General features: G+C 64.1%; 21 protein-coding genes. 14 read left to right on the top strand and 7 right to left on the bottom strand.

Features of this window, described 5'->3' with window-relative positions:
- Positions 1 to 3 precede the first annotated feature (3 nt).
- From atpD to FAZ21_RS03830, 7 genes are all read left to right on the top strand, one after another.
- Positions 4 to 1,383, top strand: coding sequence for a F0F1 ATP synthase subunit beta (atpD, locus tag FAZ21_RS03860; protein ID WP_136771956.1), 1,380 nt, complete (start codon positions 4 to 6; stop codon positions 1,381 to 1,383).
- Positions 1,384 to 1,400: 17 nt separating this feature from the next.
- On the top strand, positions 1,401 to 1,823 hold the full coding sequence (locus FAZ21_RS03855) for a F0F1 ATP synthase subunit epsilon (protein WP_245559198.1): 423 nt from the start codon (positions 1,401 to 1,403) through the stop codon (positions 1,821 to 1,823).
- 338 nt (positions 1,824 to 2,161) lie between these two features.
- A complete protein-coding gene (glmU, locus tag FAZ21_RS03850) occupies positions 2,162 to 3,538 on the top strand; it encodes a bifunctional UDP-N-acetylglucosamine diphosphorylase/glucosamine-1-phosphate N-acetyltransferase GlmU (RefSeq protein WP_211243354.1) in 1,377 nt (458 codons plus the stop codon).
- A gap of 202 nt (positions 3,539 to 3,740) precedes the next feature.
- Positions 3,741 to 4,832 carry a glycine cleavage system aminomethyltransferase GcvT gene (gene gcvT / locus FAZ21_RS03845; RefSeq protein ID WP_136771955.1) on the top strand — a complete coding sequence of 364 codons (1,092 nt, stop codon included), beginning with the start codon at positions 3,741 to 3,743 and terminating at the stop codon, positions 4,830 to 4,832.
- Between the two features lie 117 nt (positions 4,833 to 4,949).
- On the top strand, positions 4,950 to 5,336 hold the full coding sequence (gene gcvH, locus FAZ21_RS03840; RefSeq protein ID WP_136771954.1) for a glycine cleavage system protein GcvH: 387 nt from the start codon (positions 4,950 to 4,952) through the stop codon (positions 5,334 to 5,336).
- 208 nt (positions 5,337 to 5,544) lie between these two features.
- On the top strand, positions 5,545 to 8,400 hold the full coding sequence (gcvP, locus tag FAZ21_RS03835; protein WP_136771953.1) for an aminomethyl-transferring glycine dehydrogenase: 2,856 nt from the start codon (positions 5,545 to 5,547) through the stop codon (positions 8,398 to 8,400).
- Between the two features lie 29 nt (positions 8,401 to 8,429).
- A complete protein-coding gene (locus FAZ21_RS03830) occupies positions 8,430 to 8,933 on the top strand; it encodes a glycine cleavage system transcriptional repressor (protein WP_136771952.1) in 504 nt (167 codons plus the stop codon).
- Positions 8,934 to 8,943: 10 nt separating this feature from the next.
- On the opposite strand, the gene FAZ21_RS03825 is transcribed toward FAZ21_RS03830, so the two are convergent.
- On the bottom strand, positions 8,944 to 10,719 hold the full coding sequence (locus FAZ21_RS03825) for a tetratricopeptide repeat-containing glycosyltransferase family protein (RefSeq protein WP_136771951.1): 1,776 nt from the start codon (positions 10,717 to 10,719) through the stop codon (positions 8,944 to 8,946).
- A gap of 203 nt (positions 10,720 to 10,922) precedes the next feature.
- On the opposite strand from FAZ21_RS03825, the gene ychF reads away from it, so the two are divergent.
- Together ychF and FAZ21_RS03815 are read left to right on the top strand one after the other, a co-directional pair.
- Entirely contained in the window at positions 10,923 to 12,014 is a 1,092-nt protein-coding gene (gene ychF, locus FAZ21_RS03820; RefSeq protein ID WP_136771950.1) for a redox-regulated ATPase YchF, read from the top strand.
- Positions 12,015 to 12,260: 246 nt separating this feature from the next.
- Complete coding sequence (locus FAZ21_RS03815; RefSeq protein WP_136771949.1) at positions 12,261 to 13,253, top strand: restriction endonuclease; 993 nt, start codon at positions 12,261 to 12,263, stop codon at positions 13,251 to 13,253.
- A gap of 178 nt (positions 13,254 to 13,431) precedes the next feature.
- On the opposite strand, the gene FAZ21_RS03810 is transcribed toward FAZ21_RS03815, so the two are convergent.
- Positions 13,432 to 15,984 (bottom strand): sensor domain-containing diguanylate cyclase, encoded by a 2,553-nt coding sequence (locus FAZ21_RS03810; protein ID WP_169307236.1) that lies wholly within the window; start codon positions 15,982 to 15,984, stop codon positions 13,432 to 13,434.
- Positions 15,985 to 16,552: 568 nt separating this feature from the next.
- Here FAZ21_RS03810 and FAZ21_RS03805 point away from each other — a divergent pair.
- The 5 genes from FAZ21_RS03805 (at position 16,553) to FAZ21_RS20160 (ending at position 20,711) form a co-directional block, all read left to right on the top strand.
- The gene (locus FAZ21_RS03805; RefSeq protein ID WP_136771947.1) at positions 16,553 to 17,227 is read left to right on the top strand and encodes a YiaD family glycine zipper/OmpA-like lipoprotein; all 675 of its coding nucleotides are present in this window, start codon (positions 16,553 to 16,555) and stop codon (positions 17,225 to 17,227) included.
- Positions 17,228 to 17,500: 273 nt separating this feature from the next.
- The gene (locus tag FAZ21_RS03800) at positions 17,501 to 17,773 is read left to right on the top strand and encodes an oxidative damage protection protein (protein WP_136771946.1); all 273 of its coding nucleotides are present in this window, start codon (positions 17,501 to 17,503) and stop codon (positions 17,771 to 17,773) included.
- A gap of 168 nt (positions 17,774 to 17,941) precedes the next feature.
- Positions 17,942 to 20,020: a polyphosphate kinase 1 gene (ppk1, locus tag FAZ21_RS03795; RefSeq protein ID WP_136771945.1), complete on the top strand. Its 2,079-nt coding sequence runs from the start codon at positions 17,942 to 17,944 to the stop codon at positions 20,018 to 20,020.
- A gap of 29 nt (positions 20,021 to 20,049) precedes the next feature.
- A complete protein-coding gene (locus FAZ21_RS03790) occupies positions 20,050 to 20,487 on the top strand; it encodes a SixA phosphatase family protein (protein WP_136771944.1) in 438 nt (145 codons plus the stop codon).
- 65 nt (positions 20,488 to 20,552) lie between these two features.
- Positions 20,553 to 20,711, top strand: coding sequence for a hypothetical protein (locus FAZ21_RS20160; protein WP_169307235.1), 159 nt, complete (start codon positions 20,553 to 20,555; stop codon positions 20,709 to 20,711).
- Positions 20,712 to 20,759: 48 nt separating this feature from the next.
- Here FAZ21_RS20160 and FAZ21_RS03785 read toward each other — a convergent pair whose 3' ends face one another.
- The 5 genes from FAZ21_RS03785 to FAZ21_RS03765 all read right to left on the bottom strand — a co-directional run bounded on the left by FAZ21_RS03785 (position 20,760) and on the right by FAZ21_RS03765 (position 26,402).
- Positions 20,760 to 21,971, bottom strand: a complete 1,212-nt coding sequence (locus FAZ21_RS03785) for a heme biosynthesis HemY N-terminal domain-containing protein (RefSeq protein ID WP_169307234.1) — start codon at positions 21,969 to 21,971, stop codon at positions 20,760 to 20,762.
- Positions 21,968 to 23,014, bottom strand: coding sequence for a uroporphyrinogen-III C-methyltransferase (locus FAZ21_RS03780; protein WP_136771942.1), 1,047 nt, complete (start codon positions 23,012 to 23,014; stop codon positions 21,968 to 21,970). Before FAZ21_RS03780 ends, FAZ21_RS03785 begins: the two co-directional genes overlap by 4 nt.
- A 13-nt stretch (positions 23,015 to 23,027) precedes the next feature.
- The gene (locus FAZ21_RS03775; RefSeq protein ID WP_136771941.1) at positions 23,028 to 23,795 is read right to left on the bottom strand and encodes a uroporphyrinogen-III synthase; all 768 of its coding nucleotides are present in this window, start codon (positions 23,793 to 23,795) and stop codon (positions 23,028 to 23,030) included.
- The gene (hemC, locus tag FAZ21_RS03770; RefSeq protein WP_136771940.1) at positions 23,792 to 24,724 is read right to left on the bottom strand and encodes a hydroxymethylbilane synthase; all 933 of its coding nucleotides are present in this window, start codon (positions 24,722 to 24,724) and stop codon (positions 23,792 to 23,794) included. The genes FAZ21_RS03775 and hemC overlap by 4 nt, the downstream gene beginning before the upstream one ends.
- A gap of 211 nt (positions 24,725 to 24,935) precedes the next feature.
- Positions 24,936 to 26,402 carry a catalase gene (locus FAZ21_RS03765; protein WP_136771939.1) on the bottom strand — a complete coding sequence of 489 codons (1,467 nt, stop codon included), beginning with the start codon at positions 26,400 to 26,402 and terminating at the stop codon, positions 24,936 to 24,938.
- Positions 26,403 to 26,649 lie beyond the last annotated feature (247 nt).

Raw genomic sequence — 26,649 nt, 5'->3', positions numbered from 1 at the left:
AAGATGAGCCAAGGGAAAATCGTACAAATCATTGGCCCGGTGGTCGACGTGGAATTCCCCCGCGACAACCTGCCCAAGGTGTATGACGCGCTCCAGCTCGTCGACCAAGACCTGACGCTGGAAGTCCAGCAACAGCTTGGCGACGGTGTGGTGCGTGCCATTGCCATGGGCTCCACCGACGGCTTGAAGCGCGGTCTGACCGTGGGCAACACCCACGCTCCGATCTCGGTCCCGGTCGGCAAGGCCACGCTGGGCCGGATCATGGACGTGCTGGGCAAGCCGGTGGACGAAGCCGGCCCGGTCGAAGCCGAAGCCACGCGCGCCATCCACCAGTCTGCACCGAAGTTCGACGAACTGAACCAGACCATCGACCTGCTGGAAACCGGCATCAAGGTGATCGACCTGGTCTGCCCGTTCGCCAAGGGCGGTAAGGTCGGTCTGTTCGGTGGCGCGGGTGTCGGCAAGACCGTCAACATGATGGAACTGATCAACAACATCGCCAAGGCGCACAGCGGTCTGTCCGTGTTCGCCGGCGTGGGCGAGCGTACCCGCGAGGGCAACGACTTCTACCACGAAATGAAGGACTCCAACGTCCTCGACAAGGTGGCGATGGTGTACGGCCAGATGAACGAGCCGCCGGGCAACCGTCTGCGCGTTGCACTGACCGGCCTGACCATGGCCGAGCACTTCCGTGACGAAGGCCGCGACATCCTGTTCTTCGTGGACAACATCTACCGCTACACGCTGGCCGGTACCGAAGTGTCCGCGCTGCTGGGCCGGATGCCGTCCGCGGTGGGTTACCAGCCGACGCTGGCCGAGGAAATGGGCGTGCTGCAAGAGCGCATCACCTCGACGAAGACTGGTTCGATCACCTCGATCCAGGCCGTCTACGTGCCTGCGGATGACTTGACCGACCCGTCGCCCGCCACCACCTTCGCCCACTTGGATGCAACCGTGGTGTTGAGCCGTGACATCGCCGCGCTGGGTATCTACCCCGCCGTCGATCCGCTGTCCTCCACCAGCCGCCAGCTCGACCCGCAGGTCGTGGGCGACGAGCATTACCAGGTGGCGCGCGGCGTGCAGTCGACGCTGCAAAAGTACAAGGAATTGCAGGACATCATCGCGATTCTGGGTATGGATGAACTGTCCCCCGAGGACAAGCTCACCGTGTCCCGCGCGCGCAAGATCCAGCGTTTCCTGTCGCAGCCGTTCCACGTGGCCGAAGTGTTCACGGGTTCGCCGGGCAAGTACGTGCCGCTCAAGGAAACCCTCAAGGGCTTCAAGGGCATTCTCAACGGCGATTACGATCACCTCCCCGAGCAGGCCTTCTACATGGTCGGCAGCATCGAGGAAGCGCTCGAAAAAGCCAAGACCTTGCAATAAGGGGATAGGCGATGGCCATGACCATGCACGTGGACGTGGTAAGCGCCGAGGAGCTGATCTACTCCGGCACGGCCGAGTTCGTCTCGGCCCCTGCCGAGAAGGGCGAGATCGGTATCCTGCCGCGCCATGCGCCGCTGCTGTCCCGGATTCGTCCGGGCGCGCTGCGCATCAAGCCGGCCAACAGCAACGATCCGGACGTGGTTCTCTACGTCTCGGGTGGTTTGCTCGAGGTGCAACCGCATGTGGTGACCGTACTGGCCGACACCGCGATTCGTGGTGCCGACATCGACGAAGCCAAGGCGCGTGACGCCAAGGCTCGCGCCGAGGAAGCGCTGAAAAACAAGAGCAGCTCAATGGACTTCGCCATGGCGCAGGCCGAATTGCTCGAAGCCGTGGCGAAGCTCGCCGTGGTGGATAAGCTGAAGAAGCGTGGTCACTGATTCTTCCCTGCGAAGAACGTTGAAAAGGGCAGCCGCAAGGCTGCCTTTTTTCTTTGGCCGCGCATGTTCCACGTGAATCATTCGTGGGCGAGAACGCTGTTTGGGGGGATGGCCCCCTACAAAGGATGTCACGAGGCCGTTCGGTGGCAGGCCGGCAGGCGTTGCTGGATGCCTGAGGCAATTTTTGACGTTCGCCGTCATGCAATTGCCGGATACGATCTACCAATGCTTGCGCCGACTGGCGGACCGGGGTCAACCTCCCGGCTTGCCCGTCTTTGTCCCGTCAAAGGCGCCCGGTACAATCGCCCCCGATCCCACCTTCCTCTCCTCGACCGTCCATGACTCAATCCGCCATCAACGTCGTCGTACTTGCCGCTGGCCAGGGCAAGCGAATGTATTCCAAGCTGCCCAAAGTGCTGCACGGCCTGGCGGGCAAGCCGCTGCTCGGCCACGTGCTCGATACCGCGCGCCAGCTCAACCCGCAGCAACTGGTCGTGGTGTACGGCCACGGTGGCGACCAGGTGCAGGCCCGGTTCCAGAACGCCACCGATCTGGCCTGGGCGCACCAGGCCCAGCAACTGGGCACTGGCCACGCATTGGCGCAGGCGCTCCCGCAGTTGAAAAGCGGTACCACGCTGATGCTGTACGGCGACGTTCCGCTGACCCGGCTCGATACCCTGCGCCAACTGCTGGCAGCCAGCGAGGGCGGCAAGCTGGGCATCCTGACCGATCTGCTGGACGATGCCACCGGCTATGGCCGCATCGTGCGCGATGCCACCGGCGCAGTACAGGCCATTGTCGAACAGAAGGATTGCACGCCCGAGCAGGCCGCAATCCGTGAAATGAATACCGGCATCCTCGCATTGCCCACTGAACGCCTCGCCGGCTGGCTGGCCGAGCTGAAGAACGACAATGCCCAGGGCGAGTACTACGCCACCGACCTGATCGCGCTTGCGGTACGCGATGGCGTGGCGGTCGCCACGGTGCAGCCGGCCAACCATTGGGAAGCCGAAGGCATCAACAACAAGCTGCAACTGGCCGCGCTGGAGCGGATCCACCAAGGCGAGGTCGCGCGTGCGCTGCTCACCGCCGGCGTCGGCCTGGCCGACCCCGCGCGCATCGATGTGCGCGGTACGCTCAGCCACGGACAGGATGTGTTGATCGACGTGAACTGCGTTTTTGAAGGCCACGTCGCGCTGGGTAACGATGTGCGGATCGGTGCCAACTGCGTGCTGAAGGACGTCAGGATCGCCGATGGCGCCGTCATCCATCCATTCAGCCATCTGGAGGGTGCCGAAATCGGCTCTGGCGCCCTGATCGGCCCCTATGCCCGCCTGCGGCCGGGAGCCCAGCTTGCCGAAAATGTCCATATCGGCAACTTCGTCGAAGTGAAGCAATCGACCATCGCCAGCGGTTCCAAGGTCAACCACCTCAGCTACATCGGTGACACCACCATGGGGGCGGGCGTCAATATCGGCGCGGGCACCATCACCGCCAACTACGATGGCGTGAACAAGTTCCGCACCGTGATCGAAGATGGCGTGCGCATCGGCTCCAACAACGTGCTGGTCGCACCGGTGACCATCGGCACTGAAGCCACCACGGGTGCCGGTTCGGTGATCGGCAAGAACGCCCCGGCCGGCAAGCTCACCGTCGCCCGGGCCAGACAGGTGACCATCGAGGGCTGGCAGCGCCCGGTGAAAATCCAGAAGTAAGCGGCGCTGGCCGCCAGCGTGGCGGCGGATGGGCATGAATCGGCGCGGGCTTTGGCCCGCGTCGGCATTTCCGGCGGCTTGCCTCGTCCCCAACCGTCTGGCGAATGGGCGCCAAGGAAATCCGCTTCGGCCGGACGAAGCACCGCGCACACCGCTGGTTTGCCCCTTATAATCGCGGCAATTTTCACGTCCGGGTCTCGCCATGTTGCAACGCACTCCCCTGTACGAAGCGCATGTCGCCGCTGGCGGCAAGCTGGTCGATTTCGCCGGTTGGGAACTGCCGATCCACTACGGCTCCCAGCTCAAGGAACATGACATCGTGCGCACCGACGCCGGGGTGTTCGACGTGTCGCACATGACGGTGATCGACGTGACCGGGCCGCAAGCCACCGCCTTTCTGCAAAAGCTGCTGGCCAACGATGTGGCGCGGCTGGGGTTCGAAGGCAAGGCGCTGTATTCCGGCATGCTCACCGCCGAAGGCGGTGTGATCGATGACCTGATCGTCTACAAGACCGCGTGGGACTACCGTGTCGTGGTCAATGCCGCCACGCGTGACAAGGACCTGGCGTGGATAGCGCAGCACGCCAAGGCGTTCGACGTCACCGTCACCGAACGTCCGGAACTGGCGATGCTGGCCATTCAGGGCCCCAACGCACTGGCCAAGACCAGCGCCGCCGCGCCGCAACTGTCCGCGCTGATCGATGGCCTGCAAGTGTTCCAGGGGCTTGCGGCGAGCGAGGTCGACGGTGGCTGGTTCGTGGCCCGCACCGGCTATACCGGTGAGGATGGGCTGGAAATCATGTTGCCGGGCGATCAGGCAACGGCCTTCTGGAATGCGCTACTGGTGGCCGGCGTGTCGCCTACCGGCCTGGGCGCCCGCGATACGCTGCGGCTCGAAGCCGGCATGAACCTCTACGGCCATGAAATGGACGAGACCATTTCGCCCCTGACGGCCGGCATGGGCTGGACCATTGCCTGGCAGCCCGAGGCGCGTGATTTCATCGGCCGTGCCGCGCTGGAGGCCGAACGGGCCGCCGGCCCGGCATTCAGGCAAGTGGGGCTGGTGCTGCAAGGCAAGGGCGTGCTGCGCGCCGGCCAGACCGTGCAGACCGATGCCGGGGCGGGTGTCATTACCAGCGGCACCTTTTCGCCTACCCTGAAGCTGTCCATTGCCATGGCCCGCGTGCCGGCCGGCTGTGGCGAACAAGTGGAAGTGGATATCCGCGGCAAGCTGGAGCCTGCCCGCGTGATCAAGATGCCGTTCGTGCGCCATGGCGCGCAGGTTTTTGAGTGACCGACAGCGCCACATTGTTGCCGCAGGGTCAGTTATTGCTGTGAAAGGTGAATGACGAGGCCGGCTGGCAAACGACGCTTTGCATTCATGTTTCACATTTCACGATCGAGGAATCCCATGAGCCAAGTCCCCGCCGAATTGAAGTACGTCGATACCCACGAATGGCTGCGTCGCGAAGACGACGGCACCATCACCATCGGCATTACCGACCATGCCCAGGAATTGCTGGGCGATGTGGTCTACGTCGACCTGCCCGCCGTCGGCTCGCGCTTCAACCGTGGCGATACCGCCGGCGTGGTGGAGTCGGTCAAGGCGGCCAGCGACGTGTACGTGCCGATCGAAGGCGAAGTGGTCGCCGTCAACCAGGATCTGGTCGATGCGCCCGAGATCGCCAATACCGCGCCCTACGCGCAAGCATGGTTCTTCCGCATCAAGCCGGCCGATGCCGCCGACTACGACGGACTGATGACCGCAGATGCCTACAAGGCGCTGATCGGCGCCTAACGCCTGTCGAATTCGCACTCCCTGGGGCGGGAGCGGGATAAAGCCGGGTGCTTCACCGGTTGGGCGTGCCGACAGCATGCGCCCCATCCTGCTCCGCCTTCGCCCGCTTTGCCGGCCACGCGGGAGTCTTGATTGACTTGTCCGTTGCCTCCCGCCCGGTTGTCCGATGTTCCGTCCGTGCCCGTTGCCATTTTCCCAGACATTGCCCATGACCTCCCTGACCCGACTCGAAGCCCACGACGAATTCATCCAGCGCCATATCGGCCCGGATGCCGACGAGCGCGGCGACATGCTGCAAGTGCTGGGCGTGGCCTCGCTGGAAGCGCTGGTGGATGAAACCATCCCTGCCGCGATCCGCTTGCCGGCCGACCTGCCGTTGCCCACGCCGCGGTGTGAAGTGGACGCGCTGGCCGACCTGGCCGCGCATGCGCGCCGCAATGTCATCCGCACTTCGCTGCTGGGCCAGGGCTACTACGACACGCATCTGCCCAAGATCATCCTGCGCAACGTGCTGGAAAACCCCGGCTGGTACACCGCCTACACGCCGTACCAGGCCGAGATCGCTCAGGGCCGGCTGGAAGCGCTGCTCAACTACCAGCAGATGGTGATCGACCTGACCGGGCTGGCGTTGGCCAATGCCTCATTGCTGGACGAAGCCACGGCGGCCGCCGAAGCGATGGCGATGGCGCGTCGCGTGTCCCGGTCGAAGTCGAACCGTTTCTTCGTCGAAGCCGCCGTGTTTCCGCAAACGCTGGACGTGCTGAAAACGCGTGCCCACGGCTTTGGCTTCGAACTGGTGGTCGGCACGCTGGAGCAGGCGGTGGATGCCGACGTGTTCGGCGCGCTGCTGCAATACCCGGGCGACGACGGTGAAGTGCGTGATCTGGCACCGGCCATCGCCGCGCTCAAGGCACGCGATGCCGTGGTGGCGGTTGCCAGCGACCTGCTGGCCTTGGTGTTGCTCAAATCGCCGGGCGCGCTGGGCGCCGACATCGCCCTGGGTTCGGCGCAACGCTTTGGCGTACCGATGGGCTTTGGCGGCCCGCACGCCGCGTTCTTTGCCACCCGCGATGAGCACAAGCGTGCCGTGCCTGGCCGCATCATCGGCGTCTCGGTCGATACGCGCGGCAAAACCGCGCTGCGCATGGCGCTACAAACACGTGAGCAACATATTCGCCGCGAAAAGGCGAACTCCAATATCTGCACCTCGCAGGTGCTGCTGGCCAACATCGCCGGCATGTATGCCGTGTATCACGGCCCGACTGGCCTGCGCCGCATCGCCGAGCGCACCGCACGGCTGACCGCCATTTTCGCCGCTGGCTTGCGCCAGGGTGGAGTACGCGTACTGAACACCACCGCGTTCGACACCTTGCGCATCGCCGTGGCCGATGCAGCGGCGCTGCTCGCCAAGGCCGATGCCGCCGGCTACAACGTGCGGCAAGTGGATACGGGCACCGTAGCCGTGTCGTTCGATGAAACCACCACCCGACACGACCTGGCGGCGCTGTGGCCACTGTTCGGTGTGGACGCCGACGTGGGTGCGCTCGACGCTGTCGCCGGGGCATCGATTCCCGCCGCGCTGCTGCGCGACGATGCCATCCTGGCGCACCCGGTGTTCAACCGTTACTACACCGAACACGAGATGCTGCGCTACCTGAAGCGCCTGGAAAACAAGGATCTGGCGCTGAATCACTCGATGATTTCGCTGGGCAGTTGCACCATGAAGCTGAATGCCACCAGCGAAATGATCCCGGTCACCTGGCCCGAGTTCGGCCGCGTCCATCCGTTCGCCCCGGCCGGGCAGACCGAAGGCTACGTGGCGATGATCGAAGAGTTGTCCGAATGGCTGCGCATCGTCACCGGCTTCGACGCCGTGTGCATGCAGCCGAATTCCGGCGCGCAGGGCGAATACGCCGGGCTGGTGGCGATCCAGCGCTACCACGAAGCGCGTGGCGATGCACACCGCCGCATCTGCCTGATCCCCAAATCCGCGCACGGCACCAACCCCGCCACGGCACAGATGATCGGCCTGAGCGTGGTGGTGGTCGATTGCGACGACGCTGGCAACGTGGACGTGGCCGACCTGCGCGCCAAGGCGGAAAAGCACGCGGCCGAGCTGTCGTGCCTGATGATCACCTATCCCTCCACCCACGGCGTCTTTGAAGAAGCGGTACGCGACATCTGCGAGATCGTGCATGCGCACGGCGGCCAGGTGTACATGGATGGCGCCAACCTCAATGCCCAGGTGGGCCTGACCGCGCCCGGCCACATCGGCGCCGATGTCAGCCACATGAACCTGCACAAGACGTTCTGCATTCCGCACGGTGGCGGCGGCCCCGGGATGGGCCCGATCGGCCTGAAGGCACATCTGGCGCCGTTCGTGCCCAACCACGCGGTACGCGCGGTGCCCGGTGCCAGCGTTGGCCAGAGCGCGGTTTCCGCCGCGCCCTACGGCTCCGCATCGATTCTGCCGATCTCGTGGATGTATATCGCGATGATGGGCGGCGAAGGCCTGAAGCGCGCCACGCAAACCGCCTTGCTCAACGCCAACTATGTGGCGGCGAGGCTGGGCGCGCACTACCCGGTGCTGTACAGCGGCCGCCGTGGCCGCGTGGCGCATGAGTGCATCATCGATATCCGTCCGATCAAGACCGCCACCGGCATCAGCGAGGTGGACATTGCCAAGCGCTTGATGGATTACGGCTTCCACGCCCCGACCATGAGCTTCCCCGTGCCGGGCACCATCATGATCGAACCGACCGAGTCGGAATCGAAAGCCGAGCTGGATCGCTTCGTCGAGGCGATGATCGCCATCCGCGCCGAGATCGCCCAGGTCGAAAGTGGCGTACTGCCAGCCGACACCAACCCGCTCAAGCATGCGCCGCATACCCAGGCCGACGTGATCGGCGATTGGGATCGCCCCTACAGCCGCGAGCAGGCCGTGTTCCCGTTGCCGTGGGTGCGCGACAACAAGTTCTGGCCCAGCGTGAACCGCATCGATGATGTCTACGGCGACCGCAACCTGTTCTGCGCCTGCGTGCCGATGGCCGATTACACGCACTGAGTGCCCACTAACCCAACCGGGAAACCGCTATGCATTCCATCCTCGTCCTGACCGTGCTGGGCGCCGACAAGCCCGGCCTGGTGGAACAACTGGCCAACGCCGTGGCCGACCATGGCGCCAACTGGCTCGAATCCTCCATGAGCCGCCTGGCCGGGCAGTTCGCCGGCATCCTGCGCATCGAAGTGGCGGCGGATCGGCGCGCAGCGCTGGAAGCTGCGCTGGCCGGCTTGGCCGACTTGCGGGTCACGGTGGTGGAAGGAGGCATCGGCGAGGATTATCCGCACGAGTTCACGCTATCGGTGGTCGCGCACGACCGCATCGGCATCGTCAAGGAAGTGACGCAGGTGCTGGCGCGGCATCGCATCAATGTCGATCAACTGGCCACCGAAGTGGTGCCGGCTGCGATGTCGGGCGAGTCGATGTTCCACGCCGATGCCGTGCTGCGCGCGCCCGCCGGCTACGACGAAGCCGCGCTACAACGCGACCTCGAAGCATTGTCGGACGATCTGGTGGTGGAGTTCGGCGAAGCGTAGCCGGCCCGTCTTAGCGCGGAGCGGCAACCAGGGTGGCAAGTTGCCCGGCCATCTCCGCCAGCGGCCCCGACCAATCGCCTGGCTGGTCCTGGCGGAACAATCGCATCGTTTCCGGATACCACGGGCTGTCGCCGCGTTCCCGCTGCCAGCGCCAATCGGTGCCAATCGCCGGCAGCAGGACCCAGCAGGGGCACGCCAGCGCTCCCGCCAGATGTGCCACCGCACTGTCCACGCTGATCACCAGGTCGAGCTGGTCGATCACCGCCGCGGTATCGGCGAAATCCTCGAACTCCGCGCCGAGCGGTAGTAGCGCCATGCCCTCGGGCGCGGACGGCTGCGTGCCCGGTTGCAGGCTGATCCAGTGGATGCCGGGGATGCGTGCCAGTGGCGCCAGGGTCGCCACTGCGGGCAGCGAGCGCTGGCGGTCGTTGTGATGCAACGGATTGCCGCGCCAGCACACGCCAACCTTGAAGCCCGAATCCGGCAACCGGGCCTGCCAACGCGCGCGATGGGCTGGATCGGGCGCGAGATAAGGCAGCGACGCGGGCCATGTTTCCGGCGTACCACCGCCATGGCGCGGCACATCCATCGACATCGCCCAGTAATCGAAGCGCAGGCCGGCCGCCTGGGTATCGGTGTGTGCCAGTACCTGATCCACACCGCCCAGCGAGCGCAGCAGTGTCACCAGCACGGGCTGGCAGGCGACGGCGACGCGCGCGGCCCCCATTTGCTTCAGGCGCATGGCGTAGCGGCAGAACTGGATCTGATCACCGTAGCCCTGTTCCAGCCAGAGCAGGATGGACTGCCCGGCCAGCGATTGGCCTTGCCAGCGTTGGCCCGGCAAATGGGCCGGACGTAGCGTGGGGTATTTCAGATGCGGGTCGAAGCGGGTTTCGTGCTCGACCCAGCCCGGCCGCCACTGACCTCTCGCCAGCAGCAGGAAGGCGCGATTGAGCCGCGCGCGCGGGTGGCCGGGGACGGTGGCGAGGGCGGTGATAAAGGCGTTTTCCGCCTCCGCGTCGCGAGCCTGTCCGGCCAGCAGAACGCCCAGGTTGGAATGGGTCAGCGGATCGCGCGGATCGAGTGCCAGTGCGCGGCGGTAGGCGGCTTCCGCTTCGACCAGCCGCCCCTGCTGCGTCAGCAACCCGGCCAGATTGGCGTGGATGCGCGCCTCGTCCGGCGCCAGCGACAGCGCAAGCCGGTACCAGTCTTCGGCCTCCTCATCCCGTTGTTGCCCCGCCAGCAGCAACGCGAGATTGGCTGGCGCGGTGGCATCGTCCGGCGCCAGCGCGACGGCGCTGCGATAGTGTTGCTCCGCCGCATCGACCTGGCCGCGTCGGGCCAGCAGATCGGCCAGGGCCAGGTGCACCGGGGCCGGATCGGGCGCCAGCAGGCCGGCGCGCAACGCGGGCTGCGCGGCCTCGTCCTGCCCCGCAGCGGCAAGTGCCAGGCCCAGATTGGCCTGGATTTCCAGATCGTCGGGCGCCAGATCGGCGGCGGTGGCAAAGTGCTCCAGCGCTTCGGAGCGGCGTTCGCCGCAGGCCAGCAACAACGCCAGATTGAAATGCAGATCGGCATCGTCGGGCAGCCCTTGCAGCGCCTGCCTCCACCATCGCTCCGCCTGGGACGCATCCCCCACGGCCTGCATGCAGGTGCCGGCCAGGCGGGCCAGCACCGGATCGCCGGGGGTGGCGTCGAGCGCCGCCAGCACCACGCGATAGGCATCGAGGGGACGTTGATCGTGCAACAGCGCGCGGGCCTGTTCGGTGACGGAAACGGCAGCCATGTCGGGACGATTGGATGTGGTCTGGGGTCAGGGAGCGCGCTGCGCGACCGGGGGATCACTACAGCGCATCGCTTTTGCTTACGGGATTGTGGCCCTGCCCGGGCTTCCTGTCAGTACGCGCCGGGCAACGTGGCGCCCGGTGGTAGAATCGCGCCTGTCCGAGATCGCCCCGCGCGATCCACCTTTACTACCGGGAATGCATCATGAGTCTGAAATGCGGCATCGTCGGCCTGCCCAACGTCGGCAAGTCGACCCTGTTCAATGCGCTTACCAAGGCCGGCATCGAAGCCGCCAATTATCCCTTCTGCACCATCGAGCCCAACGTCGGCGTGGTGGAAGTGCCGGATGCGCGCCTGGGCCAACTGGCCGCCATCATCAATCCGCAGCGCATCGTTCCGGCCATCGTCGAATTCGTCGATATCGCCGGCCTGGTGGCGGGTGCCAGCAAGGGTGAAGGTCTGGGCAACCAGTTCCTGGCCAATATCCGCGAAACCGACGCCATCGTGAACGTGGTGCGCTGCTTCGACGACGACAACATCGTGCACGTCGCCGGCAAGATCGATCCGATCTCCGACATCGAAGTGATCGGTACCGAACTGGCGCTGGCCGACCTGGCCACTGTGGAAAAGGCAATCCAGCGCGACGGCAAGAAGGCCAAGAGCGGCGACAAAGAGGCGATCAAGCTGGTGGCGGTGCTGGAAAAACTGCTGCCGACGCTGAACGAAGGCAAGCCTGCCCGCGCCGCCGGCCTGTCCGACGACGACAAGCTGTTGATCAAGCCGCTGTGCCTGCTGACGATCAAACCCGCCATGTACGTGGCGAACGTCGCCGAAGACGGCTTTACAAACAACCCCTTGCTCGACCGCGTGACCGAATTTGCCAAGGCCGAGGGCGCGCCGGTGGTGGCGGTCTGCGCCGCCATCGAAAGCGACCTGGCCGAAATGCCGGACGAAGACAAGGCCGAGTTCCTGGCCGAACTGGGCCTGGAAGAACCGGGCCTCAACCGCCTGATCCGCGCGGGCTACGAGTTGCTGGGCTTGCAAACCTATTTCACCGCCGGGGTGAAGGAAGTGCGCGCCTGGACCATCCACGTCGGCGATACCGCGCCGCAGGCGGCTGGTGTGATCCATACTGACTTCGAGCGTGGCTTCATCCGTGCGCAGACCATCTCCTTCGCGGACTTCATCCAGTACAAGGGTGAGCAGGGCGCCAAGGAAGCGGGCAAGATGCGCGCGGAAGGCAAGGATTACGTGGTAAAGGATGGGGATGTGTTGAACTTCCTGTTCAACGTCTGACGATTTTTTCGGAACTCAGGAGCGTTCGGTAGCGCTTGGTGGATTGGGTAGGCCTTTTGAAATCAAAGGGTTGCCAAAAAATACGGTCTGCTGAGCGTTCCTATTGTTCATTGAGGTCTGAAAAATTCGGGGTAGCGTTGGGGGTACTCGTGTTCAACCGTGGGGGTACTTTTCCCGCAATGGAGTCCAACGATGCCCGTGAATCTACTCACCCGATGCCAAGTTATGAGCATAAAAGGGAACGTAATGGCACGGATGTGGATGGTGCGCGGCGAAGGTGGCAGCCTGTACAACGCCTTTCGTGAGCGAGGTGTGGCGGCAGTGGGTTGGAGCCAATTGGCCGCTCATGCTAAACCAGGCATCGGTCGCAAGCAGTTGATTGCTCTGTACCAGTCTGCCGAGCCCCAAGCAAAACATGGCACTGTGGTGTCCGGCGCATCTCAGGTCTGGCGTTTCGTCAACGACATCCAGGATGGCGACTGGGTCATCACCTATTCGCCTGCTAATCGTTTGTACTCAATTGGAAAGGTAACTGGACCAACCGAGCATCACCCTGAGTGGGCCGAGCAGGGTATGCCGCTGGCGCGCAAGGTGCATTGGCAAGAGCAGGAGCTGCTACGTGACAACTTGGGCACCAGCACAAAGAACAGCCTAGGTTCAACCTTGACCCTCTTTGAGGTGCCGTCCAGCGCAGCAGCCGAAGTGCTGTCGGCGCTGAAGGGCAAACCAGTGCCAGCCGTGGAAGATGAAACCGGAGACGTCATCGCCGACCCGTTGGCTGACATCGAGTCCCAGGCACTGGAGCGCATCAAGGACCGGGTCAACGAACTCGACTGGGACGACATGCAGCAGCTGGTCGCCGGCATCCTGCGCGCCATGGGCTACAAGACCCAGGTTTCGCCGCCAGGCTCGGATCGAGGCAAGGACATCGTGGCTTCGCCAGACGGCTTTGGCTTCGAACACCCACGTATCGTCGTGGAGGTTAAGCACCGCAAGGGGCAGATGAGTAGCCAGGAAATCCGCAGCTTCCTCGGTGGCCGCCACAAGGATGATCGTGGGCTATATGTCAGCACCGGCGGCTTCTCCAAGGATGCCCAGTACGAAGCGGATCGGGCATCCATTCCGCTGGCAATGTGGACGCTGGATCATGTGGTTCGCGCGCTGATCGAACACTACGATGCCACCGACGCCGAAACCAAACGAATCGTGCCGCTTAAGCGGCTTTACTGGCCTGCGTGAGTTATCAATGCAAAACATGAGCCTGACAAAGACCGTGACATGCTTTCCCCGAAACCTAGCATTCACGGCCCTTTGCCAACCGATCAACGTCTGACCCCATGCGGCCATCGCCGCTGCAACAAACAGGGCGCCTCGTGATCGGGCGCCCTTTGTATTTGCGTTTGAACGTCGATTCGTTCTAGAACTGCTCCACCCGGTTCCGCCCGCGGTGCTTGGCTTTGTACAAGGCTTTGTCCGCCTTGTTGATCAGCGTATCGAGCGAGTCGTCGGCCGGGCCGTGTTCGGCGACGCCGAGGCTGATGGTCACGCGTAGCGGCGTGTCCTTGTAGATGAAGGTGGCGCCGGCGATCTTGCGGCGGATGCGCTCGGCCAGTTTGGTGGCCGAGACCAGCGAGGTCTGGTTGATCATGATGATGAACTCCTCGCCGCCATACCGCGCCAGCAAGTCGTAGGGACGAAGCGCGCTCTGTGCTTTGGCGGTGACTTCCTTGAGGATCACGTCGCCGGCGCTGTGGCCGTAGGTGTCGTTGATGCCCTTGAAGAAATCCAGGTCGAACATGATCACGCACATCGGGCTATTGGATTCCCGGTTTTTGTTGTATTCCTTTTCCGCGTGTTCCAGGAAGAAATGCCGGTTGTATGCGCCGGTGAGGTTGTCGGTGAAAGCAATCTTTTCCAGCTTGTTCAGCAGGGTGATGGTGCTTTTCAGTTCGCGCAGGTCGCGGGTGTAGCCGGCAACGATGTAGTGCTCGCCGCGTTTTACCCGCACCAGCGTGATTTCGGCCGGGATCGGTTCGCCGTTAAGCTTCTGGTGCATCCATTCGAAACGTACCCGGCCGGTGGCAAAGGCTTCGTTGATCTTGATCTGTGCTTTGTCCTTCGATAACGCGCCGTCGGGCTGGTATTCGGGTGACAGTTTGGGGAAGTAGTCGAGGTACTCCTGTTTGCAGCTCAGGCCGAACAGGTTCACCGCTTCCTGGTTGCAGTCGATGTTCTGGTGGTTTTCATCCCAGAAGTTGCAGCACATGGGCGTGGCGTCAAGCATGATGCGGGTGCGTTCGTCCGCCTCGCGCATTTCGGCCAGCGAGGCTTTCAGTTCGCGCAGGTCGCGGGTGTAGCCGGCAACGATGTAGTGCTCGCCGCGCTTCACGCGCACCAGCGTGATTTCGGAGGGAACCGGCTCACCGTTCAGTTTCTGGTGCATCCATTCGAACCGGGCGCGCCCTTCGCGGAATGCCTGATGGATGTATTCCATCGCCATCTCGGCCGTGGGGCGACCGTTGGGCTGGAACTCGGGCGACAGCTCGAAGAAGCGGTCCAGGTATTCCTGCTTATCCTTCAGCTCGAACAGGTTCACTGCCTCCTGGTTGCAATCGATGTTCTGGAAATTCTCGTCCCAGAAGTTGCAACACAGCGGGGTGGCGTCGAGCATGATGCGGGTGCGCTCGTCCGCCTCGCGCATTTCGCTCAGCGTGGCTTTCAGTTCGCGCAGATCGCGGGTATAGCCGGCGACGATGTAGTGATCGCCATACTTCACGCGTACCAGCGTGATTTCGGTGGGGACCGGCTCGCCGTTCAACTTCTGGTGCATCCATTCGAAACTGATCCGGCCTTGATCGAAGGCCCGCTGGATATAGTCCAGCGCCATTTCGTCGGAGCGGCGCCCACCGGGCTGGAACTCTGGTGACAGGTCGAAGAAGCGATCCAGGTATTCCTGTTTGTCTCGCAGGTCGAACAGCTTGACTGCCTCGTTGTTGCAATCGATGTTCTGGAAATTCTCGTCCCAGAAATTGCAGCACAGTGGCGAGGTTTCGAACATGATGCGGGTACGTTCGTTCGCTTCCCGCGTCGCGGCCTGACTGCCCCGGATGTCGCGCATATCGCGCATGTAGGCGGCGATGATCAATTGCCCGTGGTGTTCGATGCGGACCAGTGTCATTTCGGCGGGGATCGGTTCGCCGCGGACAGTCTGGTGCACCCATTCGAATTCCACCCGGCCTTCGACGACGACCCGTTGCAGGTAATCATTGGCCGCTGTCGTGGAAGGTTGGCCATCGGGCTGGTACGGCGGCGACAGCTCGTAGAAGCGCGCCTTGAATTCTTCCTTGTCGGCCAGCCCGAAGATGTCCACTGCCGCCTGGTTGCAGTCGATGAGGTTGGAATCGATATCCCAGATGCTGCAAGCCAGCGGCGTGGCGTCGAGCAGCAGCTTTACGCGCTCGTCCGCTTCGTGCAACTGGGCTTCCCTCAGTTTGGTGGCACGCAGGTCGCGCATGTAGCTGGCGACCACGTAGCCTTTGCCATGCTTGACGCGTACCAGGGTGATCTCCGCCGGGACCGGTTCGCCATCCAGCATCTGATGCATCCATTCGAATAGCAGGTGATCCCGCTCGCGTATTGCCTGTCGGTATTCGGCGATCACTTCCACGGAAAGGCGGCCATTGGGCTGGTATTCCGGCGACAGTTCGGCAAAGCGCACGATGTACTCCTGTTTGCTGGACATGCCAAAGAAACGGACCGCCTCCAGGTTGCAATCGATGAGCTGGCCTTCCAGCGACCAGACGTTGCAGCACAGCGGCGTCGCGTCGAGCATGACCCTCATCCGCTCGTAGGCTTCCTGGTCCTCCGGGCTGTTTGACGCAGAGAGATTGGGGCGCGGCAAAGCCATGTCGCTCTTTTCCGATGGTTGGAACACCGGCAACAGGCCGGCCACATCGTGCTCACATTTCATGCTGATAGTTCGGGCCCAGAGGATCTGCGAGACCGTCATGTCCGCCAATAGACAATGCCCTGGCGTGGGCTGCGGCTGGGTCGCCTATCGGCGGACTCCGTGCCACCGGCGCCGGAGATCCTGGCGCAGTGCCCTTTACGTCTGCCCGTCAGCAGGACGGAGGCGCTGCGGGCGGACTCGCTGATCGAGTTATCAGCGTAGGTTATTGCCTAGAAAAGACAAAAGGAGCTACTGAACGGGATGGCCGCCTGCTTAAGGGTTATACCCCTACCCACAGGCACCAGCTAAAAATGTAGCTGAACCAAGATGTTGAGACGAGTATTTGCGGGCAGGCACGTCCCTGGCCTGCCATGTCGCGCCGCTGCAACGTCAGATTGCACATGGTTATAGCGCTACGCATTAAATGATGGTTTGTAATGACGGCGTAATGTTGACGGATGGCGTCATATAACGTGCGGACCTGGCTGTGGCGACCGTCTCTCCCGGCTTGTGATCTTTTACATCACCGATGAGGGCAGGCGTCCACGATAATGCACGGCATCCGTGCCCGATAAGAAAGGAGAAAACCATGCGCAAGACCGTATCGATCACCATCATCGCCGCTTTGCTGTTGTCCGCTTGTGCCACCAATGACCTCGGCGACAAGCGCGACCTGAACAACACCGAGAAGGGCGCCATCATCGGTACTCTGGGCGGCGCGGCCGTCGGTGCGCTGGTCAACCACAAGAACCGTGGCAAGGGTGCGCTGATCGGCGCTGTGGGTGGTGGCCTGGCCGGCGGTGGCATTGGCTACTACATGGACAACCAGGCCAAGGATCTGCAAAAGCAGTTGGCACCGGAAATGTCGCGCGGCGAAGTCACCATCCAGAAGCAGGCCGACAACTCGCTGCTGGTGAGCATGACCTCCACCACCGGCTTCGATACCAATTCGGCCGCGCTGAAGCCCGCCTATACGCCGACGCTGGACAAGATCGCCCGTGTGGTGAACCAGTACGGCAAGACCATGATCACCGTGGTGGGCCATACCGACAGCGTGGGTAAGGATGCGTACAACCAGACCCTGTCCGAGCAGCGCGCCCGTGCCGTGGCGGATTACTTCGTCAGTCGCCAGGTCAATCCGGTGCGCCTGGATTCGTACGGCAAGGGCGAGACCGAACCGCGTGCCAGCAACGACACCGAGGACGGTCGCCGCATGAACCGTCGGGTAGAGCTGTGGATCATGCCGGTCAAGGCTGGCAACTGATCCGTTCCGACCGTCAAACAGCCCCGCACTTCGGTGCGGGGCTTTTTCATTGGCTGGTAATGAAGCCGGTGTATCGCCTCCTCATGTCGGGCCGGGTTGGCCGCCTCGTGCATCTGTCCCGGCCGTCCGGCTTGACCGGATCGGCGCGAAGGGATGCTGAACGGCGTTACAATCATGGGTTCCCGGGCGCGGTGGGGAACACCGTATCGCCGCACCTGTCATCAAGATGCAATATTCTTGTCATTCAATACCGACCGAATCCGGAGTCCGTCAATGAGTCGTACCGTTCAATGCGTCAAGCTGGGCCGCGAAGCGGAAGGTCTTGATTTCGCCCCGTTGCCGGGCGAACTCGGCCGCCGCGTCTATGAAAATGTCTCCAAGGAGGCGTGGGCTGCATGGGTGAAGCACCAGACCATGCTGATCAACGAAAACCGCCTGAACCTGGCCGATCCGCGTGCGCGGCAATACTTGCAGCAGCAGCTCGAAAACTACTTCTTCGGCGCAGGCGCCGATCAGCCGATGGGCTACGTTCCGCCCCAGGCCTGATGTACCGGCGCGGGCGGCCCGGCAGGGCCGCTCTGCCCGCAGATCCGATTGCATGCTTCAAATATCCCCTCGGGCACAACAAGGCCGGCTCGCGATGGCGAGGTGGGGCTTGACCGCAACTTATCCACAACTGATCGGTGATCAGTTCAGAACAGGCTTCAGAGCGTCATGACCTACAAACCCGCCGACAACCAACTGTTGCTGAACCGTGAACTGGGGCTGCTGGAATTCAATCGCCGCGTGCTGGCCCAGGCCGACGATGCGCGCAATCCGCTGCTGGAACGCCTGAAGTTCCTGTGCATCGTCTCCAGCAACCTCGACGAGTTCTTCGAAGTGCGGATGGCCTGGCTGAAGGAAAACGTCCGCCAGTATCCGACGCGGCTGTTGCCGGAAGGCATGACGCCGCATCAGGCCTATGAGTTGATCGGCAAGGAGGCGCACGCGCTGGTGGAATACCAGTACCGCGTGCTGCGCGAAGTAATGTTTCCGGCGCTGGCCCAGGAAAACATCTTCTTCTTCCGCCGCAGCCTGTGGACCGACGCGCAGCGCGAGTGGGTGCGCGACTTTTTCTTCCGCGAACTGATGCCGGTGCTTACCCCCATCGGGCTCGACCCGTCACACCCGTTCCCGCGCATTCTCAACAAGTCGCTCAACTTCATCATCGAACTGGAAGGTCGCGATGCCTTCGGCCGTACCGCCGAGATGGCGATCGTCCAGGCGCCGCGCATCCTGCCGCGCTTCGTCAAGATGCCGCGCGAGGTCACCGGCACCGACCATGGCTTCGTGTTCCTGTCGTCCATCCTGCACGCGCATGTGGATGAACTGTTTGCCGGCATGCACGTGCTGGGCTGCTACCAGTTCCGCGTCACGCGCGATTCGGACGTCACCGTGGACGACGAGGACATCAAGGACCTGCGTGCCGCGCTGGAAGGCGAACTGTCGCAGCGCTCCTATGGCGATGCGGTGCGGCTGGAGGTCGCCGACAACCTGCCTTCCCACCTGATGGAGTACCTGAAGGAGCAGTTCCACCTGGAGGACGCGGATCTCTATCGCGTCAATGGCCCGGTGAACCTGGTGCGCCTGATGCAGGTGCCCGACCAGGTGGATCGCCCCGACCTCAAGTTCGAGCCGTTCATGCCTGGCGTGCCGGTCGAATTGCGCAAGCAGCCGGATCTGTTCGCCGCCATTCGCCATGGCGATATCCTGCTGCATCACCCGTACCAGAGCTTCACGCCGGTGATCGACCTGGTGTTGCAGGCCGCGCGCGATCCGCACGTGGTCGCGCTGAAGATGACCGTCTACCGTACCGGCAGCGAATCGGCACTGATGGATGCGCTGGCCGAGGCCGCGCAGCGCGGCAAGGAAGTGACGGCGGTGGTCGAATTGATGGCGCGCTTCGACGAAGAGGCCAACATCAATTGGGCCGCCAAGCTGGAGCGGGCCGGCGTGCACGTCGTGTACGGCGTCTATGGCTACAAGACCCACGCCAAGATGCTGCTGATCGTGCGGCGCGAGGAAGGCAAGCTCAAGCGCTATGTCCACGTCGGCACTGGCAACTACCACCCGCGCACGTCCAAGCTGTACACCGACTTTGGCCTGATGAGCGCCAATGAGGATCTCAGCAGCGACGTGAACGACGTGTTCATGCAACTGACCGGCCTGGGGCTGGCGGGCGATCACAACGTGCTGTGGCAGGCGCCATTCACCTTGCAGCCCAACTTCATCAAGGCCATCGATCGCGAAATCGCGCACGCCAAGGTGGGTCGCAAGGCGGTGATCATTGCCAAGATGAATGCGCTGCTCGAACCGTCCATCATCGAAAAACTGTACGAAGCCAGCCAGGCCGGCGTGACCATCCACCTGATCGTACGCGGTGTCTGCGCCTTGCGGCCGGGTATTCCGGGCCTGTCGGAAAACATCCGCGTGCGCTCCATCATCGGGCGGTTCCTGGAACACCATCGCGTCTATTATTTTTACAACGATGGGGTCGAGGACGTTTACCTTTCCAGTGCCGACTGGATGGGACGCAACCTGTTCCGCCGCATCGAGATCGCCTTCCCGGCGCTGACATCGCGCGTGAAGCGCCGCGTGATCCGCGAAGCGCTGCGGCCGTATCTCGTCGATAACGTCCAGGCGTGGGAAATGCTGTCGGACGGCCGTTACCGCCGCAAGGCGACGCGCTCGGCCAAGGCACGCTCCGCGCAGGACATGCTGCTGGCCGAAATGGGGGCCAAGCAGCGCAACTGACGGGCCTCCCGGCCCGAAGGAGTGATGCGATGGATCTGATCCTGTGGCGCCACGCCGAGGCCGAAGACGGTTATAACGATCTGGCTCGGGGCCTGACGCCCCGTGGCCAGGAGCAGGCAAAACGTGCTGCGGTATGGCTGAAGGACGCGCTGGGCAAACGTCCGGCGCGCGTTATCGCCAGCGAAGCACTGCGTGCCCAACAGACGGCGGCGGCATTCAGCGACCATGTGGAAGTGGATGGTCGCATCAATCCCGACGTTCGCGCCGCCGCCTATATCGTCGCTGCCAACTGGCCGAGCGATGGCACGGTGGTGTTGGTGGGCCACCAGCCGACGCTGGGGCGTGCCGCCAGTCTGCTGCTGGCCGGCACTGAAATCGATTGGCAGATCAAGAAAAGTGCAATCTGGTGGCTGCACCATGACGAGGCCGACGATTCGATCCTGCTCAAGGCGGTCCACCTGCCCTGAGTTGATCCACCCGTGAGCGGGAAGGGCATGGGGCCGGTCGCGGCGAGACCAACCAGGAGCCAGCCATGCAGCCACCATCAACCCACCGTGCCGCCAACCGCCCTGCCTTGCCGCCGCTGTGGCGCAGCCGGCCCGATTTCCGTACCCGCAATCAGCACCAGCCGTTCGCCTGGATACGCCTGGGCGCTACGTTGCCTTCGCAGCTGGCCAAAGCCACCGCATAGCAAAACGGCCGCATTGTGCGGCCGTTTGCAGTCGGGTAGGGGCCGGCATCAACGCGGCGTGTGCTCCGATGTAGCCAATGCCAGCGCCAGGCTGGCGCGCAGATGCCGGGCCGCGTCGTCGTGGCGGTCGAGCGATTCCAGCAGCTCGGCCAACTCTGCGTGCGCGATGGCGGTGGGTTGCACTGCGAGGCTGGCTTCCAGGTAGTTCTGCGATTTACCCCATAGTGCGCGAGCGCGGCACAGGCGGCCCAGTGTCAGCAGCAACAGGTGATCCTGCGGGTGCGACTTGAGCCAGGCTTCGGCCTGCTGCAACTGATTGGTTGCCTGCTCGCCGCTCAAGCCCAGCGTACCGTACCGTTCCGCCAGGTCGCCCGACCAATCGCTGGCCAGCGCGTCCTCGATCGCCTCGCGCGCCAGTTCCGGTGCGCCCTGTGCGCAAAATGCCTCGGCCACGGCGAGCACCAGCGGTGGCGCAGTGCGTTCGGAGTCGGACAGCTTGCTCCACCAGTCCTGCAATTCCTTGGTCGTGCGGGGCTTGAGCGCGAAGGCTTCCAGTTGCGCCTGGATGCGCAGCCGGCGCGCCTGCTGTGCGTCGATGGCTTCGCTCTTGGCCAGTTGCTCCACCAGCCGGATTACTGCGTCGGGGTTGCCCTCGCGCTGGCGCAGACGCAATTCCAGCTTGAGCGCAGCGGTGAGCTTGGGCGAAAGCGCGCGTGCTTCGGCCAGCGCGCGATCGGCGTCATCGTAGCGGCGCTCGTCCAGATACAGCTCGGCCATCGTCATCGCCAGTGCCAGATGCTGCGGGCCCAGCTTGGCGCGCAGACGCGCGAAATACTGGTCGCGCTTGGCGAAGTCACGCGTGGCATGGGCCGAACGCGCGGCCAGCAGGCCGTTCACCGCGCAGGAGGCGTTATCGACGCTGGCGGCCAGGGCATCCGCCGCCAAGCGTTCCGCGCGTTGATAGCGACCTTCGAAAAAGGCGATGCGCGATTCGCGCTCCAGCTCGACGCTGGCGCGGCGACGGCGATCGGCACGATATGTGCGCACACGCTCAGGCAGCCCGCCGAGCTCCACGGCCAGTCGCATCGCGCCGAACAGCAGCAGTACCAGCAGCAGCAACGCAATGATGAAAGCGTTGAGCGACACCTCGATCCGCCAGGGCGGAATGAACAGTAGGGCGTAGCCGGTATTCAGCCGCGCGAACAGCGTCAGGCCGACCGCCAGCGCGAACAGCCCGATGATCCAGCCGAGTGCCTTCACGGGCGCACCCCCGTGGCTTCGGTGCGCGCGCCGCGCACGGCGGCCAGGCTTTCGGCCAGGCTGGGCAGCGGGATTGCCAGCGATTCCTCGGACAACTCCTTCAGCGAGGCTTCGGTGCTGCGCGTCTGCGCCGCGGCAGCGTCGAAGTAGTTCGCCAGGTAGTCGCGCGCGGCGTGCAGATCGGCACGGAACGCGCCATCGTTGCGCAACAGCAGCGCGGTGCGCGCGTCGAGCAGGCGCAGCTTGACGTTTTCGCGCAGGAAGAACGATTGCTCGGGGGTCAGCAGCATGGCTTCGGGCTTGTCCATTTCGCGGATGCGCACCAGTTGCTTCAGGTCGTTCCAGGCTTCGCGCACGAGGCGTTTGAACCAGTGCCGTTCGGCTGAGGCGTCGACAGGTTCGGGCGGATGGCGATAGCCGTCCACCGCCAGCGGCAGCTTGTCGATGCCGGCCACCAGGGTGTCGAGCTTGGCGGAGATGCCGACCACGTCCAGATAGGGCTGGCTCTTGAGTTTTTCGATGTCGCGCGCCACAGCCTTGCGTACGGGGATCAGCTCCGGGCGATCGAGTTGCGCCAGTTTGTCCTGGACCGTTTCCAGCCCCACCAGCGCGGCGCTGACATTGCCGGCCAGTTGCAGTTGCTGGCTGGCGAACGACAGCGTTTGCTCCAGCTCGGCCAGTACGCGCTGTGTTTCGCTACGGGTCAGCGCGTCGTACAGCGCGGTGAGCGTGGCTTGCTGGCCCTGGGCTTCGGCCTGTTTGCCCGCCAGCAGCGCGATCTCGCGCTCCATCGCGCGCAGGCGCTCGGTCAATGCCTGTTCGCGGGCGCTGGCGTCGGCGGCTTTCTGCGCGTAGTTGGCCAGTTGCCGGCCCACTTGTGCCTGGACCACCATGTTGGCCTGCTGTTGGTACAGCCAGAGTCCGCCGCTGGCGGCCAGCGCCAGGATGGCGAGCAGCAGGGCGGGCGACGGCGCGCTGAGGCGGCGGGGGCGTTTGGGCGGGGTGGAGAAAGCGGCGGACAGGGTTTCTTGTTCTTGCGTCATGGGAGGCGTGCCATCAATTGATTTGTCCGGCGAAATGGCGGCAAAGCGTGTCGACGATGCCGGCGTCACCCGCCTGGGTGAGCACGGCGTGTGCGCCCTGCTCCGCGAGTGCCGCGATGATCCGGGGATGCGGCGCAAAGTACAGCAGCGATTGTAGCCGCTCGCGCGTGGCGTCTCCACCCAGGGCGAACAAGTGTTGTGCCGCCTCGGAACTGGAGATCACCGCGCCGTCGCAGCCGGCGGCCAGTTCCCGCCACAGCCGTTCGACGTCGAAGGCGGGTGGCAGGCGACGGTAGGCGGCGACTACCGTCAGGTCGAGGCCCCGTTCGCGCAACCCCACTGGCAGGTCGTCGCGGCCGCCGTCGCCCCGGAACAGGATGGCGCGCCGGTCCTGCCAGCCGCCCAGGCGATCCAGTTCCGCCAGTAGCCCGGCGCTGTCGTAGCGTTCCGGTGGCGCGATCACGCGGTCGATGCCCAGCGCGCGGGCGCGGGCGGCGCTGCCGGGGCCGACGACCGCGGCGGTCACTTGCGCTGGCCAGGGGCGGTCCAGCCGGGCGAACACGGCGTCCAGCGCCGAAGGGCTGACGAAGATGGCCAGTGCGGCGCGCGGCAGATCGTCCAGCGTGGCGTCCAGTATCGCCGGGTCGGCGGGCGGTGCGATTTCCAGCAGCGGCAGCCGCACGGCGGTTGCGCCTTGCGCCCGCAGCGCGGCGACCAGCGCATCCGCCTGCGCCTGCGGGCGGGTGACCCAGATGCGGCGATTGGCCAGTGGGCCCGTCATGGGGCGGACAAGGCTTCCAGGATATCGGCCGCGCCTTCGGTCAGCAGCAGCTCGGCCACTTTCAGGCCCAGCCCTTCGGCGGCGGCGCGGGTGCCGTTGGCTTCGCCGTGCACGATGTGGCTGCCATCGGGCAGGCCGACGCAACCGCGCAGGCGCAGAAAGCCGTCGTCATCCTCGGCATAGGCGGCGAGCGGGATCTGGCAGGAGCCGCCCATGCGGCGCGACAACGCGCGCTCGGCGGTGACGGCGGCGGCGGTGGCCGGATGATTGAAAGGTTCCAGCAGCGCGGCAAGGTCGGCGCGATCGGCACGGATTTCCAGCCCCAGCGCGCCCTGGCCAGGTGCCGGCAGGCTGTCTTCGGGGGCGAGGTCGGCCCGGATGCGCCCGCCCAGGCCCAAGCGCTTGAGGCCGGCGCTCGCGAGCAGGATGGCGTCGTATTCGCCCGCGTCCAGCTTGGCCAGCCGGGTGCCGACATTGCCGCGCAGTGGTTTGACGATCAGATGCGGGAAGCGGGCGCGCAATTGCGCCTCGCGCCGCAGGCTGGAAGTGCCGACGACGGCGCCTTCGGGGAGCTGTTCCAGCGTTTCGTAACGGTTGGACACCAGTGCGTCGCGCGGGTCCTCGCGTTCGCCAATGGCGGTCAGCGCGAAGCCGTCGGGCATCACCATCGGCACGTCTTTCATCGAATGCACCGCCAGATCGGCGCGGCCGTCGGCGAGCGCCTGTTCCAGTTCCTTCACGAACAGGCCCTTGCCGCCGATCTTGTTCAACGTGACGTCGAGAATCCGGTCGCCCTGGGTGGTCATGCCCAGCAATTCCACTTTCAGGCCGGGATAGCGCGCGATCAGCCAGGCGCGTACATGTTCGGCCTGCCACAGCGCCAGCGGGCTTTCTCGGGTGGCAATGACGAGCTGGTCGGGAACTTGCATGGCGTGGCCTTCGGAATACGGGAAAACGGGGGCCAGTTTATCAGAGCCTGCTCGAAGTCCTTCCCTGGCCGCGCCGGGGCCCGCGGGTTCGGGCCATTGCCGATGCGGGCTCCGTCGCGAAAGACCTTGATCCGGCGTTCGGAACAACGGGGCTGGCGCTCCACAATGAAAAACGCCCGGCGGGCGCCGGGCGTTGCTGCTACGACATCGATCAACCGCCGTAGGCGGCAGGGGCCACGCCCAACTGCTGGGCGATGCCGGCGGCCAGCCGTGGATGCACCTTGTGGAAGTGGCCGAGCTGGCGCACCACCACGCCGGCCTGGGTCACGTCCTTCATCGAGCCGGCGATGTTGTCGATCAGCAACTGTTGCTGGTCGGCTTTCATCAGCTCGAACAGGGCGCGCGGCTGGCTGTAATGGTCGTCCTCATCGCGATGGCTGTATTGCCATGCCGCGACATCGCCCAACGGCAGCGGCGGTTCGCGGAACTGCGGTGCTTCGGCGGGCGTGCCCGGTACGCTGTTCGGTTCGTAGTTGGGCCCGCCGCCGCCGTTGCCGTCGAAACGCATGCTGCCCGCACGCTGATTGTTGTGGTACGGGCATTGCGGTGCGTTCACCGGCAACTGGGCATAGTTGGTACCGATGCGATAACGGTGCGCGTCGTTGTAGGCGAACAACCGGCCTTGCAGCATCTTGTCCGGGCTGAAACCGATGCCGGGCACGACGTTGGCGGGCGACAGCGCCGCTTGCTCCACTTCGGCGAAGTAGTTCTGCGGGTTGCGGTTCAGTTCCATTTCGCCCACTTCGATCAGCGGGAATTCGCCCTGCGGCCAAGTCTTGGTCAGGTCGAACGGATTCCAGCGGAAGGTCTTGGCCTGCTCCTGCGTCATGACCTGGAGACAGACGCGCCACTTGGGATATTCGCCACGCTCGATGGCATGGAACAGATCGCGCTGGGCATGATCCGGATCGGCGCCCGCCAGTCGGCCGGCTTCGGTGGGATGCAGATTCTTGATGCCCTGCTTGGTCTTGAAGTGCCACTTCACCCACACCCGTTCACCGGCGGCGTTGTACAGGCTGAAGGTGTGGCTGGAGAAGCCGTGCATGAAGCGGAAGCCATCCGGCGTGCCGCGATCCGAGAACAGGATCACCACCTGGTGCAGCGCTTCGGGCGACAGCGACCAGAAATCCCACTTGGCGTTGGCGTCCTTCAGGTTGGTCTGCGGATTGCGCTTCTGCGTATGGATGAAGTCGGGGAACTTGAGCGGGTCCTTGATGAAGAATACCGGCGTGTTGTTGCCCACCATGTCCCAGTTGCCTTCCTCGGTGTAGAACTTCACCGCGAAGCCGCGTGGGTCGCGCTCGGTGTCGGCCGAGCCCGATTCGCCGCCGACCGTGGAAAAGCGCACAAAGACCGGTGTTTCCTTGCCGATCTGGGAAAACAGCCTGGCACAGGTGTACTGGGTGATGTCACCGGTGACGCGGAAGGTGCCATGCGCACCGGAGCCCTTGGCATGCACGACGCGCTCGGGTACGCGCTCACGGTTGAAGTGAGCCAGCTTTTCGACGAGATGGATGTCCTGCAACAGGGCGGGGCCACGGGGGCCGGCGGTCTGGGTGTTCTGGTTGTCGGCGACGGGCTGGCCGAAGTTGGTGGTGAGAATGGGTTTATCGCTCATTTCGGGTTTCTCCTGGGATGAGGCAGATCTGCCAATTCAAACGAGCCGTAAGCCTGTTCATGACCTGGGGTCCCGACCCCTGGCGGCGCGAGGTGGCGCAACGCGTTGTCGCGTGCGGTCCCCTCGCTCGCCGGGAACGGTGCATTGCATGTCGTTTTTCACGCATTGCCCAGCCTGCCGGTGCTCTGAAGCGGTTGCAGGCGCGTCGAACAGGCGCAAGCCCAACGCGAAATCCAATGGTTGTAGC

Source organism: Chitiniphilus eburneus (genome assembly GCF_005048205.1).
Taxonomy (GTDB): domain Bacteria; phylum Pseudomonadota; class Gammaproteobacteria; order Burkholderiales; family Chitinibacteraceae; genus Chitiniphilus; species Chitiniphilus eburneus.
This window is presented reverse-complemented; position numbering and strand designations above follow the sequence as displayed.